The sequence below is a fragment of the Pirellulales bacterium genome (genome assembly GCA_035499655.1).
Classification (GTDB): Bacteria; Planctomycetota; Planctomycetia; order Pirellulales; family JADZDJ01; genus DATJYL01.
This window is the reverse complement of sequence record DATJYL010000064.1, coordinates 1-12,368: the sequence shown is the minus strand read 5'-3', so window position 1 is coordinate 12,368 and position 12,368 is coordinate 1. Positions and strand designations below refer to the sequence as shown.

Annotated in this window: 13 protein-coding genes; 7 read left to right on the top strand and 6 right to left on the bottom strand. The window is 56.4% G+C overall.

The window, feature by feature from the left end:
* Nucleotides 1-56: 56 nt before the first annotated feature.
* The 4 genes from VMJ32_04530 (at nt 57) to VMJ32_04515 (ending at nt 3,844) form a co-directional block, all read left to right on the top strand.
* Nucleotides 57-1,427 carry a trypsin-like peptidase domain-containing protein gene (locus VMJ32_04530; protein HTQ38267.1) on the top strand — a complete coding sequence of 457 codons (1,371 nt, stop codon included), beginning with the start codon at nt 57-59 and terminating at the stop codon, nt 1,425-1,427.
* Nucleotides 1,428-1,491: 64 nt separating this feature from the next.
* Nucleotides 1,492-2,421 carry a thiamine-phosphate kinase gene (gene thiL, locus VMJ32_04525; GenBank protein HTQ38266.1) on the top strand — a complete coding sequence of 310 codons (930 nt, stop codon included), beginning with the start codon at nt 1,492-1,494 and terminating at the stop codon, nt 2,419-2,421.
* A 25-nt stretch (nt 2,422-2,446) separates the two neighbouring features.
* Nucleotides 2,447-2,755, top strand: coding sequence for a Rieske 2Fe-2S domain-containing protein (locus tag VMJ32_04520; protein HTQ38265.1), 309 nt, complete (start codon nt 2,447-2,449; stop codon nt 2,753-2,755).
* Between the two features lie 135 nt (nt 2,756-2,890).
* Entirely contained in the window at nt 2,891-3,844 is a 954-nt protein-coding gene (locus tag VMJ32_04515; GenBank protein ID HTQ38264.1) for a GNAT family N-acetyltransferase, read from the top strand.
* Nucleotides 3,845-3,900: 56 nt separating this feature from the next.
* On the opposite strand, the gene VMJ32_04510 is transcribed toward VMJ32_04515, so the two are convergent.
* From VMJ32_04510 to VMJ32_04500, 3 genes are all read right to left on the bottom strand, one after another.
* Nucleotides 3,901-4,683, bottom strand: coding sequence for a DUF1570 domain-containing protein (locus VMJ32_04510; GenBank protein HTQ38263.1), 783 nt, complete (start codon nt 4,681-4,683; stop codon nt 3,901-3,903).
* A 287-nt stretch (nt 4,684-4,970) separates the two neighbouring features.
* The gene (ispG, locus tag VMJ32_04505; protein HTQ38262.1) at nt 4,971-6,122 is read right to left on the bottom strand and encodes a (E)-4-hydroxy-3-methylbut-2-enyl-diphosphate synthase; all 1,152 of its coding nucleotides are present in this window, start codon (nt 6,120-6,122) and stop codon (nt 4,971-4,973) included.
* Between the two features lie 60 nt (nt 6,123-6,182).
* Nucleotides 6,183-6,488 carry a hypothetical protein gene (locus VMJ32_04500; GenBank protein ID HTQ38261.1) on the bottom strand — a complete coding sequence of 102 codons (306 nt, stop codon included), beginning with the start codon at nt 6,486-6,488 and terminating at the stop codon, nt 6,183-6,185.
* A 132-nt stretch (nt 6,489-6,620) separates the two neighbouring features.
* Between VMJ32_04500 and VMJ32_04495 the strand changes: the two genes are divergently transcribed.
* Genes VMJ32_04495 through VMJ32_04485 form a run of 3 tightly spaced genes read left to right on the top strand, consistent with a single transcriptional unit; the run spans nt 6,621 to nt 9,284 of the window.
* On the top strand, nt 6,621-7,013 hold the full coding sequence (locus tag VMJ32_04495; GenBank protein ID HTQ38260.1) for a GntR family transcriptional regulator: 393 nt from the start codon (nt 6,621-6,623) through the stop codon (nt 7,011-7,013).
* Nucleotides 7,006-7,935, top strand: a complete 930-nt coding sequence (locus VMJ32_04490; protein HTQ38259.1) for an ABC transporter ATP-binding protein — start codon at nt 7,006-7,008, stop codon at nt 7,933-7,935. Before VMJ32_04495 ends, VMJ32_04490 begins: the two co-directional genes overlap by 8 nt.
* Complete coding sequence (locus VMJ32_04485) at nt 7,932-9,284, top strand: hypothetical protein (GenBank protein ID HTQ38258.1); 1,353 nt, start codon at nt 7,932-7,934, stop codon at nt 9,282-9,284. The genes VMJ32_04490 and VMJ32_04485 overlap by 4 nt, the downstream gene beginning before the upstream one ends.
* Before the next feature lie 71 nt (nt 9,285-9,355).
* On the opposite strand, the gene VMJ32_04480 is transcribed toward VMJ32_04485, so the two are convergent.
* From VMJ32_04480 to VMJ32_04470, 3 genes are all read right to left on the bottom strand, one after another.
* Nucleotides 9,356-9,781: a nucleoside deaminase gene (locus VMJ32_04480; GenBank protein HTQ38257.1), complete on the bottom strand. Its 426-nt coding sequence runs from the start codon at nt 9,779-9,781 to the stop codon at nt 9,356-9,358.
* A gap of 23 nt (nt 9,782-9,804) precedes the next feature.
* Nucleotides 9,805-11,178, bottom strand: coding sequence for a pectinesterase family protein (locus VMJ32_04475; GenBank protein HTQ38256.1), 1,374 nt, complete (start codon nt 11,176-11,178; stop codon nt 9,805-9,807).
* Nucleotides 11,179-11,221: 43 nt separating this feature from the next.
* Nucleotides 11,222-12,368 (bottom strand): hypothetical protein (locus VMJ32_04470; GenBank protein ID HTQ38255.1); only part of this gene is annotated, 1,147 nt, incomplete at its 5' end.

Below are 12,368 nucleotides of genomic sequence, written 5' to 3'. Positions count from 1 at the left end.
CGGGCAACATAGCCTGGCCAATTCCAGCGACGCCACCCACCGCCAATCGGCCCTCCATGTCTACCTGCCTAGTTCGTCGCGTGCCTCGATGTATTAGAAGCACGCTGTGCTGGATTGCCGTGAGCGGCGTGTTGGGGTATTCCCCACTGGCCAGCAATCATTTCAGCCACGCCTCCGAAGCGCGCCGCACGGCGATTGTTCAGGCGGTCGAAGCGGCGCACGATTCGGTCGTTAATATCCACGGCCAGAAGACGTTGATCGGCGACGACGACCCTTTATCTCGCCCAGAAGGCCCGCACAAAGTTAACGGGATGGGCACAGGAATTATTATTGATGAACGGGGCTACATCATTACCAACTTTCACGTGGTTGACGGCGTCACGAAGCTGGAAGTCACGCTGGCGGACAACACTTCCTGTGTCGGCCAGTTGATTTCGACCGATCCGAAGAACGATTTGGCCATTGTCAAAGTTGACGTGCCGCGAAAATTACCGGTCATCACCATCGGCACTTCCAGTGATTTGATGGTGGGCGAAACGGTCATCGCTTTGGGGAACGCCTTCGGATACGAAAATACCGTTACGCGGGGAATTGTCAGCGCTTTGCACCGCAACGTGCAAATTAGCGACACACAAAGCTACGAAGATTTAATTCAAACCGACGCCAGCATCAATCCCGGCAATTCCGGTGGACCGCTGTTGAACATCGACGGCGAAATGATCGGCATCAATGTGGCCGTGCGAGCCGGCGCCCAAGGAATTGGGTTCACCATTCCCATCGATAAAGCCATGGCCGTGGCGGCCAAGCTGCTGAGTGTGGAAAAAGTAGAGCGTAAGTGGCACGGCGTGAAAACCAGCGACACGCCAGGACATCCAGACGGGGCGGTGATCACGGCCCTTGACGACGACAGTCCCGCCACCAAAAGCGGGCTGAAGGCGGGTGACATTATCACTGCGGTCGACAGCAAGCCGGTGGCGCGTTCGGCCGATTTTGAACGAGCCATGCTGGGTCGCAAGGTCGATCAGGATGTTTCGATCACGGTCCAGCGCAACAATCAGCCGGTGGACCTGAAACTGGCGCTGGTCGATTTGCCAAGCAAGGCCAGCACCCCGGGCGACGCCACGTGGGAACTTTTGGGATTGAAATTGCAACCGCTTCCGCCGCAACAGTTCGCGCTGTATCAATCGCGGTACCACGGAGGCTTGTCGGTCGTGGCGGTGCGGCCAGACAGTCCGGCAGCCAAGCAAGGCATTCGGCACGGCGACGTGTTAGTGGGAATGCACATTTGGGAAACGGTCAGCCAGGAAAACGTTGATTACGTGCTGAACCGGCCTGACTTCGCCGAGATCCAGCCGATCAAGTTCTACATTTTGCGTGGCAACGACACGCTTTACGGCCACCTGCCGGTGTCGCTGGAACGGCGGTAAGATTGCGAACGAAATCGCCTGCCGCCACTTGCGTCGCTAGGGGCGCACCGATATGGTCGGTGGCATGGAAGCCGATTTTCTGCGTTGGCTGCGTCAGCGGTTGCCGCCGCATCCGCTGCTCAAATTGGGCATCGGTGACGATGCGGCGCTGTTGGCAACCGCAGGACGTGGCGATCTGGCGGTAACGACCGATTTAATTGCCGACGGAATCGATTTTGATTTAAAAATTCATTCGCCGCAGCGGATCGGCCATAAGGCCTTGGCGATTAATCTGAGCGATTTGGCAGCCGTGGCTGCGCGTCCGTTGGCGGCGGTGATTGCGCTTAACCTGCCTCGGCAAAACGGTGGGCAACTGGCGAGGGAACTGTACGAGGGAATGTTGCCGCTGGCTGAGCAATTTCACATCGCCATTGCCGGGGGTGACACCAACAGTTGGGACGGGCCGCTGGTGGTCAGCATCACCGCGCTGGGCGAAGCCACGGCCGGGAGTCCGTTATGCCGCCGCGGAGCACTGCCTGGGGATCGAATTATTGTAACAGGCCAATTCGGCGGCAGCATTTTGGGACGGCATTTGGATGTTACGCCACGGGTGAACGAAGCACTTCTATTGCACCAGCGTTATCCACTGCACGCCGGAGTTGATTGCAGCGACGGCCTATCGCTTGATTTGTGGCACTTGTGCGAGGAAAGCCGTTGCGGGGCGGTGATCGACGTTGATCAAGTCCCCATTGCAGCGGCAGCGGAACAACTTGCAGCGCAGCGGAATGATGGAGTCTATGCTCTAGAACATGCTCTGACCGACGGGGAAGATTTTGAATTGATTTTGGCCGTTCCGCCGGAAGCCGCGGAGCGAATGCTTGTCGATCAACCGTTGGAAGATGTACGTTTGACAGACATCGGCCAATTTGTGGCGGAACAACAATTGTTACAACACCGTGCCTCCGGCGAATGGAAACCGCTGGCGCCGCGCGGATTTCAACACCGTTTCGATTAGCGTCCACTTAATTCGAGAGAAACTGATGGCCTGGCAGCGGATCGCAGCCGTGGAAGACTGTTCCCCCGGAAACTGCCTGGAAGCGGTGGCCGGCGAGCGGATGATTGCGCTGTTCAACGTGGCTGGAGAATTCTTTGCTTTGGACGGTGTTTGCCCGCACCAAGGTGGGCCACTTGGGGAAGGGCAGTTGTCGGGCTGCATTGTCACTTGCCCATGGCATGGCTGGCAGTTCGACGTGCGTTCGGGCCAGCATCAATTGAATCGCACCGTGATGCAGCCGAGGTTTGAAACGAAAGTGGAAGCGGGCGCGGTGTGGGTAAACGTGCCGGAATGATGCGTGGCGCTCCCGACTCGTCACGCGGGACTTCGAATTCCCTCTTTTCCGGCATCCATCTTGTTTCGCCATTGGAGTTTTTGCTATTGTGACCGCACACGGACATAAGCAACATGAACCCTGCGAGTTGGCGTCTTGATTGGCTTTCGCTCTTTCCGTAACAGCGATCCGCCCCACTTGGCCGAGATTTGGCGCACCCGCTCCGGTCTGCGGGGCTATGTGCAGCCGATGACTAGTGCCCTGCTGGAGCGGCTTGTATTTTCCAAGCCGTATTTCGATCAGGCGGGCCTGGTATTGGCCACCGATGAAGAGCGGCCCCTGGGCTTTGCGCATGCCGGTTTTGGTCCGGTGGAGGACGAATCGGCCTTGTCGCACGAGATGGGGGCCTCCATCTTGACCATGGTGTCGCCGCATCCTGACGAAGCTGCGATTGCCGCGGAACTCATCGGCCGTAGTGAAGCCTACCTGCGCGCAAACGGGGCGAAGGTAATTTATGGCGGGGGCATTAGACCGCTGAACGCATTTTACGTGGGGCTGTACGGCGGCAGCGAGTTGCCGGGCATTCTGGATTCCGATGCGCAACATCAGGGCTTTTTCCGCGCCGCAGGATACCGCGAAATCGACCACACTGCGGTGCTGCATCGTGAACTGTCGGATTTTCGGCCCGTAGTCGATCGACAACAAATGTTGCTGCGGCGGCGCCTCCATGTGGATTGCGTGTGCGATCCGCCGCTGCGAACCTGGTGGGAAGCTTGTACCCTCGGCGATTTCACGCGGCTACAGTACCGGCTGTTTTTGAAGGACGAACCGCAGCCCGCCGGGGTGACCACCCTAATCGACATGGAAGCCTTCAGTCATACGTGGGGCGCTCGGACGGCGGGTTTGGTCGATGTATTCATCGGAGAAGCTTATCGCCGCCAGGGGATGGGAGTTTGGCTGGTGGGCGAAATTTTGCGACAAGCCGCGGAGCAAGGATTTGGACTGATCGAAGTGCAAACCATGCAACACAACACGGCGGCCTTGGCGATGTACGCCAAGCTCGGTTTTCAGCAAGTGGATCAAGGTGCAGTATTCCGGAAGGAAACGTGACGAAGCCGTGGTCTATTTCTTGATGCCGCCGAATGAGCGTAAGAAGCGACGAGCGCTCAGGGCCGGTCTTGCAAACGGACAATGTAATCGAATAACTGATGTTCCGGATCGCCGTCCATGCGACGCACGTATAGCGATAACGGCGTGGGTGTGCCGGTGCGGCGCAAATCGGCCAGATACTCCTGCAATAGCGCCTTGTGCGTGGGATCGGTTTCCAACAGCCAATGGACCCAGGCCCAGGCTTCAGCGTAATCGCATTCGGTCATTTCGGCCGGCGAGCGGAGCGATTCCAAGCGGCGGATGTCAGGCCGCCAGCGCCCTTGTTTCGCCTGCTTGTTTAATTCCGCCAGCAGGGTGGAATTCAGGCCGTTCGTGCCGCGTGGCACTTCGAAGTATTTGGCCAATCCTTCATCCAGCCAGAGAGGCAGGCTTTGCACCATCGAGTGTAAATATCCGTGGCACACTTCGTGCCGCAAATCTTCCGCGACTCGATCGCCCCAATAAGCATAGACTGAAAGCTTGGTGTCAGTTTCGATGAAAAACGCGCGACGGTCTGGAAAGTTGGGATATTTTTGCCGGATGAATTCGTAAAACTGCTCCGGCTCTTTGAACAGATAGACGTGGATTTTTTCGTCGGAGATCGGCAAGTTCAGTTTGCTGCTGACATCGGTCCGTTCCGCATTCAGTTCTTGCAGCAACCTGTGTTGGCTGGGCAGCTCGAAATTGCTGTGAATCACCAATTGATCCAGCGTCACCGTAAACCGCTCCGGCAGTTCCACGGCGGGCTTGGTTGTGGTGTGCCAAGTTGCGCAGCCGCATACCACGGCGCAGATTGCCACCGCACTTGCAAATTTGCAAGTGAATCGAAAGCGAAACCACGTTGCCCCCACGTGCATTCTGGTCCTCCATGACCCGGGAATTGTGAGCGATCAGCCCGTTGGCGGATTCAGCCCACAATGAAGCTCTAGGGAACTCAGCCCGACGAGCAAGCGAACTAATGGCCCAACCGGCTTTCCGAAAAGCGGGTGATGATAGCACAGTGGGTCAACCCGACAAAGAGCGAATTGGCCGCTTGCAAACCGGCAAATCGTCGAGAATTAAGCCCCGAAATGGTCCCGCTGCGTAATCAGGCAGTCGCGCCAGAACGCTGCGAAATTAAAGCATCCAGTTCCTCTCGCAACCGTGGCAGAATTTTGTCGTACGCAAACGCGCCTAGTTCTTCGCTGCGGCGTTTGAGATTCACGAAATTGGGACCGCACCATAGGCCCAGATCGGCGTCGTCGGTTTCGCCGGGACCGTTCACACGGCAACCCATCACGGCAATCGTAATGTGATGGTCCTGAGCGAAACGGGTCATTTCCTTGACTTGCTGGGCCAGTTCCACAAAGGCTTCGTTTTCGACACGCGAACAACTGGGGCAACTGATGATGTTGAGCGTGGTTAGCCCGAAATCGACCACGCTGCGGACCCGACCGGCGGCAATGTCGGCCAGAATGGAACGCCCCGCGGCAATTTCTTCCCCTTTGCGGGGATTGGGCACGGTGAGCGAAACCCGAATGGTGTCACCAATGCCCCGGCCAATGAGCTGCTCGAACGCAATCCGGGTTTTAATAATGCCATCCGGCGGCAAGCCGGCCTCGGTGACGCCCAAGTGCAGCGGCACATCGGGCCGGCGCTCCGCAAAGCGGCGGTTGACTTCGATCACTTTTTTGGGATCGGAATCTTTCAGTGACACGCAGTAGCGCGTAAAGCTGAGATCGTCCAGCAGCTCGCAATGTTCCCAAGCGCTTTCCAGCATGGGAGTGATGGAATCGGCCGGATCGTACTTTTCCTTCTTGGCCGGATCGACACTGCCGCAATTCACGCCGATGCGAATGGCGCAGTCATGTTTAGCCGCCGTTTCGACAATGAACTTCACCTTTTCCTGCCACGGCTTTTCGCGCTCGTGATGATATAAGTGGCCTGGGTTGTAACGAACTTTGTCGACATGCGGAGCGACATCGGTCACCAGACGGTAATTCTCTTGCAAATCAACCGCCAGATTTGCGCGGGTTTGGCGGCGAATTTCGGCCAGCGCTTCGGCATCCTTTCGGTTATCGACAGCGATCCGCACCACGTCGGCGCCGGCCTGTTCCAAATCGCGCACTTGGCCGACCGTGGCAGCTACATCTTGCGTAGCGGTGGCCGTCATGCTTTGCACTGCAATGAGATTTCCGGCGCCGATCGTTATCGAACCGATCTGCACCGCGCGTGTTGGGTTGCGTTTGATGGAAACCATAATCGCTTGATGAAATTCATTTGGGCCGGGGATCAGGGCGTTGAAAAACGGCAGGCATCCTTAGCCCCATTTTTTGCCCAGCTCGGCCAGCCCGGCCTTTTGCAGATCGTCGGGGGTCATGACAGGGTGAAAATGGCATTCGGCGTGGAAGTTCAAAAAGAATGGCTCGGCCAAGGCCGGAATTTGCGAGGCGTTTTCCATATTCACCACCAGCAGGCCCGTCCGCTTGCCTTCCATGTCGGTGAAATAGACCGATTCCGGCTTAATCGCCGCCAGAATTTTACCCATGATCTCCCCGGCGGTCCCTTTTCGCACCAGGGTATTGAATGGCTCGTTGGGAAAACTGGCTCGAATCAACATGCGCATCATGCACCTCCGTGATCAATTGGATGATATGGCGAGTTCTTGGTCGGTCGAAAGAAGCATTTTAACCAATTCGGTGATGTTGGCAAAGGCGAGGCTTGACGGCTCCCATGCGTATTAGTATAGTGATACACTATGTCGCGCTTCTTATTTCAGGCGTTTCCCGGCTCCGGTGTGCCAATTTATCGACAGTTGGTCGATCAAGTGCGCCGGCACGCCGCCACCGGCCGCTTGCAGTCCAACGATTTTTTGCCTTCGGTGCGGCAGGTCGCTCAGGAATTGCAAATTAATCCCATGACAGTTTCCAAGGCTTATTCGATTTTGGAGCGGGAAGGGGTATTGGAAAATGTGCGCGGTCAAGGCATGCGCTTAAAAACACCGCTAGGCAATGGCACCATCCGCGACAGGCGGCAGGCGCTCAAACCCCTGTTGGAGCAAGTGGCCGCCACGGCCTATCAATTGTCACTTTCGCCGCAGGATGTAATGCGATTGCTCGAACCCATGCTGGAGGATCTCAATCGTGAATAATTTAGAAACGGCAAGCGGGTCAACGACGGAAATAGATTCGACCGAACTGCTGATTGACGTCGGCGGCCTGCGCAAACAGTTCAAGGCAGGTAAGGAAGTGCTGCGCGGAGTCAACCTGCAAGTGCCACGCGGCACCGTGCTGGGATTGTTGGGGAAAAACGGCGCGGGCAAAACGACTCTAATTAAATGTCTGCTCGGCTTGCTGAAACCGACCGGCGGGACGGCAATGCTCTTGGGAGAAAATGCTTGGGACCTGTCGGCTGAAGCCAAGGAGCGGCTGGGTTATGTCCCACAGATTGTGACACTGTACCAATGGATGAAGGTGAAGCACATCATTGCATACACAGCGGCGTTCTACCGAAATTGGAACGCCACGTTGGCGGCAGAATTGGTGCAGCGCTGGGAAATACCAATAGACGATCGCGCGGGAACGCTTTCCGTGGGCACATTGCAAAAACTGGCGCTGGTGTTGGCATTGGGGCACGAACCGGAGTTGTTGATCCTCGACGAACCGGCCGCCAGCCTCGATCCGATTGCTCGCCGCGAATTCTTGGCTGAAGTATTGAATATCGCCGGCCAAAACGATCGGACCATATTATTTTCGACGCATATTACTAGCGACCTGGAGCGTGTGGCCGACACGGTGGCGATTTTGAAGGAAGGAAAAATTGTTTATCACGGCGAGCTTGGCGAACTGAAAGATTCGATCAAGCGGCTGCATTTTACCGCGGCGGCTCCGTTGCCTCAGACTTTCGTTGTGCCAGGCGCGCTGTCGACGCGCGTTGACGGCAGCCAAGCGATGGTGGCCACGCGCGACCTGTCGCCGGAACTCATTTCGGCATTGTGCAACCAATGGAAAGCCAAGGTGCAGATTGAAGATTTGAATCTGGAAGACATATTCCTAGAGATGCACCAACCATGACCGCGCAAATAGGCCAAGTACTGGCGACGTATTGGCGACGTGCGATATCCGGTCCCATTGCCATGGTGGCGGTTGGCCTGTTGGCGTTTTCCGCGATTGCGACTGTCGCGTCAGCACTTGATGGCACGATGACGACCGAGATGGCAATATGCACGGCATTCCTTGGTTCGGCTTTCGTCGGGCTCCATTTCAAGCAGCAGGTCATTCAGATTCGCCAGCGGCGATTTCCAAACGGGGCTGCTGCTCATGTGGTGGTTGTGGTCGGATTTTTAATTCTGCTGGCGGTGGTGCTACCCGCGGCAAATATGGCCTTTGGCAATTGGAGTTGGGGGCTCTCGGGTCTTTGCCTCGCCATATCAGCGGTGACGTTTACCTATTTCACGACTCCAACGCCATTTGTCGTATTATTCATTCCACTTATAATTTTGATGGCCTGCCTCTCTCCGGTTCAAAAGTGGTTTCAAGAACTTAGCCAGGGGCGGCAGGAAGTGTTAGGGGTGCTGCTTCTGACCGCGAGCATGTGCGGCATTGCGGCAACGCTGGTGTGGCTGTTGCAACTGAGCGATGAGGGATCAGGAAATTTTGATCTATCGGACCCCAAGATTTATTCGCGGTGTGATCCAAGACCTGAAGTCTCGCCAACGCGGATGGCATCGTTTCTTTGGCGATTTGGAACGCCTTCCGAGCGGCAAGTTCCGATGTGGCCGCAATGGGCCAGAGGTTCGCTTTGGCAGCGCATCAGGCAGCGGAGTGTGGTGCTTAGAACGGATGGGTGGTTTAGCGGTGTCCTGTTTTTTGCGACCTTTTGGGGCGTCTCCTTCTTGGAGCCGCCCAACCTGCGATCAAGCATCCTGATAGTTTGTGCATTTTACATGGTATTTGCCCCCGTTTTCAATGTGGCGCTTGTGTGGCAGCAGCAACGCCCAATGACAATCATCGAGTCGCTGCGACCGGTGGGGCGATCGCAATTTTTGGTTGAGATGGGGCTAACGTATGCCTATCGAGCGGCCAAGGAATGCCTATCGTTGAGTATTGCCTGGTGTGTGCTTGCATTTGTGCTTTCGGCGGGTGCGCCGAATTGGAGCAAGCTGTTAACTGTGCTGGCGCCGACAGCTGCGCTACAAGTGTTATCGTTCGGCCTGGCAGTTTGGATGATGCGGTATGCTTACTTCACATTTTCGACTGCATTGTGCGCATTTTTCGTCGCAGTGCTAATGCTAACACCGTTTGTTGATTGGCGTAACGCTTCGCTAGGCGCGCTGCTCCCGATTACGCCGGGAATTATTCTCGCCGGAGTTTTGATTATGTGGGATGCCTATCGGCGCTGGATGCAGACGGAGTTTGGATGAAAGTGTTACACAAGCCCAGGAGTTGCAACCCCTGGGTTTGCGGAAGATGACAACTGTGTGCGGCTATCGTTTCACACGCCGATGTCTTCATTCCACAACTCCGGCTTTTCGCGAATGAAGCGGCGCATGAGTTCAATGCAATGCGGGTTTTGCAGCACTTCGACTTTGACCCCGCGGCTGCGGAGCAGTTCTTCCTCGCCCATAAAAGTTTGATTTTCGCCGACGATGACCCGAGGAATGCCATACAGCAAAATGGTGCCGCTGCACATGGGGCAGGGGGAAAGCGTCGTATACAGTACGCACTGGCGATAAACACTGGCTGGCTGGCGGCCGGCGTTTTCCAGGGCATCCATTTCGCCGTGTAGAATAGCGCTGCCTTTCTGAACACGACGGTTATGCCCGCGGCCGATGATTTTTCCGGCATGCACAATCACCGAGCCGATGGGAATGCCCCCTTCGGCATAACCCGCCGCCGCTTCATCAATGGCCGCTTGCATGAATGGATCCATACAATCGAGAGTCAGTTTTTGGTTGCAGGAAGTGTAAGGTCGGCCTGAACAAGCGTCGCGCTGGCTTCGCTGTTGACGATGACGCCGCCGTTCAAGTCGACGGCCGAAACTTTGGCAGTGCTCTCTTTGCTTGGCAATTTGAAAATGAGCGTATCGGTTCCACTCCCACTGACGTATTCGGCGGGTTCGCTCCCCTGGAGCGTCAAACGGGGCTTCCCTTTGACGGTGACCGAGGCGTTAAACGTCAACGAGATTTTCCCGTCCTGCGGTTTCAATTCCTTGATCGCAATCGGCCCAGGATGTTCCGGGTCCCACGTATGGTTGAATGTCCAGGCCGGCGTAATTTGGGCATCGGTGGGGGAACCGGGGGCTGTCGAAAGATTATCGGCAAACCAAGCGTAATCGCCGCCGTCGCGATGGCAGTTGTAAAAATAAACACGCTCGCCCCAGATGTTTTGCTTATCCAAATCGGCATTGCGTTTTTTGTCCGCATCGGTGGCCGCCGCGCCACTGAGCGGATAAATCACTCGTCGCGGCGGTCGGTCGGCCATGGTGTTGGAAAACGTGCAATCGAGAAAATAAAACTGGGCATCGACATGATGGCGGGCCAAGCACCAGCCCTTGACGCCGTCGAACTTGCAATTGCGCAGCACGTATTTCATGTCTTCGTTCACGTGGCCGTCGTGCCAAACGGCCGCCGTGGGTTTCACCTCGTAGAACGTGCAATCGGTCACGTAGCACCAGCCGCGCGGACAAACAAAATCGACCGAGCCGCGAAAATTACAATTAGCATGATAATAGCGGCCGCTGTCCCCCTTCCACAACGATACGGTGTCGTTTCCTTCGCTCAGCACGTCGCTATTGATAATGACCGTGCGGTCGGCATTGCCGAAAATGGCAAAGGCATGCTTACCGATGACGCCCGCCGTATTGACCACCGTGAGATTATCCATCACGAAGTCGTCGCCACGCACGTTGAGCACAGCGCGGCCGATGTCGTCGGGATGGCTCGTAAAATCGTCGGCCAATTGCGAAAACTCCAGGCGGGTGTTTTCGCGATTTTCTCCCCGCAGGGTAACGTTACTGGCATCCACGCGCACTTTTTCTTTATACACGCCCGGCTTGATGAGAACAATTTTCCGCTCACGGTTGCCGCGCGGAATCGAAGCCACGGCTTCCTGCACGGTCTTAAAATCGCCAGTGCCGTCGGCAGCAACGGTAATATCGGGCGGCAAAGAAAGCGCCGAATCGGTCGCGGTCGGAGCGCTTTCGGCCGCTGTGGCACTCCGCCCATGCCCGCTAATGCTGAACGCGACCCCGACCAGTAGCAGAAACAGCAATGCCGCAAGATTGCGTCGTATCGGATTGAAATCGAGTGTTGTCATAGCGTGTTCAATGGATGCGGAATCGAAATGATATGTACGCCATTTACATTTCCCATCGCTCCTGCTCGACCATGCGCTGCTCGGTTTTACGGTCCTGCTCCGAATCGCTGCTGCGCAAGATAAACCATGCCAAGCGGCCGAGCAATCTCCCATAAATAAAAACCGTCGCCGCCAGCACCGGGCCGGCGGCAAGGGGCATCAGAAAAGGAGAGCGGTTGTAGAGCAGCCGTGTGACCAACTCGTTGGGCGTCCATAAAATTGCCGTCAGCACGTAGAACAAAGCCCAGGCGGACCAAGCCATTCGCAGGGTGCGAAAAATGGGCCGCGAAATAGGAAACAAAATGACGTCGGCCTCCAATGCCGACAGCACGACAATCGGCGTCAGTAGGAAAGTAAAAACCAAACAAGCCCAACCGAAAAAATCTCCGATAAAGCTGGCTAATCCGGCGATGGCCGCCGCCAACGTGCCGGCAATTACTTCCCACCAAACCACACGCACCAAACTCCACATCCGATCGCGCCAATTGGAATCGGGCCAATCATGGGCTTTGTCGACGTTGTGGGCCGCATTGACCGTAATATCGAGGAAACTGGCGGCCAGATAAGAAAGGCTGAACAACAGCGCGAAAAACGCAGCGATACCGAAGCACCCGGCCTGCAGCGCCCCCGCTTCGGTGCCACTGTACAATCCCATCAGAGCCAACAGCGCTAGCTCATCTCCCACGATGAGCCCGAGCGAAGCACAAACCCATTGCGCCAGCGAATACTTTTGGAAGGGGAAATCGAACACATTATTAGTGAATGCCCAAGCCAGGCCTGCTCGGCGCGGCGGCGTCACCACGTCTTCGCGCGGTTTCTCTTCCGAAACCGACCCGCGCGCGACGTCGGAACGGACCATCATGGGAGGCCGTGGCAGGGGGGACGGCGCCAATTGATATTCAACCTCGCTTGGCGTGGTGACATGTTGCACGCCGGACGCCGGCGGAAGCTCGACCGGTTCCTCCATCATCAGTGTGTCCTCGGGAAGGATTGCTTCGACGGCCGGCGGTGGGCTGACGATCACTGCAGTTCCGCACTGGCGGCAACGGGCATCGCCTTTTACCGCCGACTGTGGAAATTCCCGACGCCAGCGGCATTTAGGACACGTCAGCCAGACGAAATTAGATTCGGTTTGATTCATGCCGTTGGCT

Bases quoted from the DNA above. Each gene is read 5' to 3' on its own strand.
- VMJ32_04485 (HTQ38258.1), top strand. From the start codon at position 7,932: ATGACCGCGCAAATAGGCCAAGTACTGGCGACGTATTGGCGACGTGCG.
- VMJ32_04530 (HTQ38267.1), top strand. From the start codon at position 57: ATGTCTACCTGCCTAGTTCGTCGCGTGCCTCGATGTATTAGAAGCACG.
- VMJ32_04480 (HTQ38257.1), bottom strand. From the start codon at position 9,781: ATGCAAGCGGCCATTGATGAAGCGGCGGCGGGTTATGCCGAAGGGGGC.
- VMJ32_04520 (HTQ38265.1), top strand. From the start codon at position 2,447: ATGGCCTGGCAGCGGATCGCAGCCGTGGAAGACTGTTCCCCCGGAAAC.
- thiL (HTQ38266.1), top strand. From the start codon at position 1,492: ATGGAAGCCGATTTTCTGCGTTGGCTGCGTCAGCGGTTGCCGCCGCAT.
- VMJ32_04495 (HTQ38260.1), top strand. From the start codon at position 6,621: ATGTCGCGCTTCTTATTTCAGGCGTTTCCCGGCTCCGGTGTGCCAATT.
- VMJ32_04475 (HTQ38256.1), bottom strand. From the start codon at position 11,178: ATGACAACACTCGATTTCAATCCGATACGACGCAATCTTGCGGCATTG.
- VMJ32_04500 (HTQ38261.1), bottom strand. From the start codon at position 6,488: ATGCGCATGTTGATTCGAGCCAGTTTTCCCAACGAGCCATTCAATACC.
- ispG (HTQ38262.1), bottom strand. From the start codon at position 6,122: ATGGTTTCCATCAAACGCAACCCAACACGCGCGGTGCAGATCGGTTCG.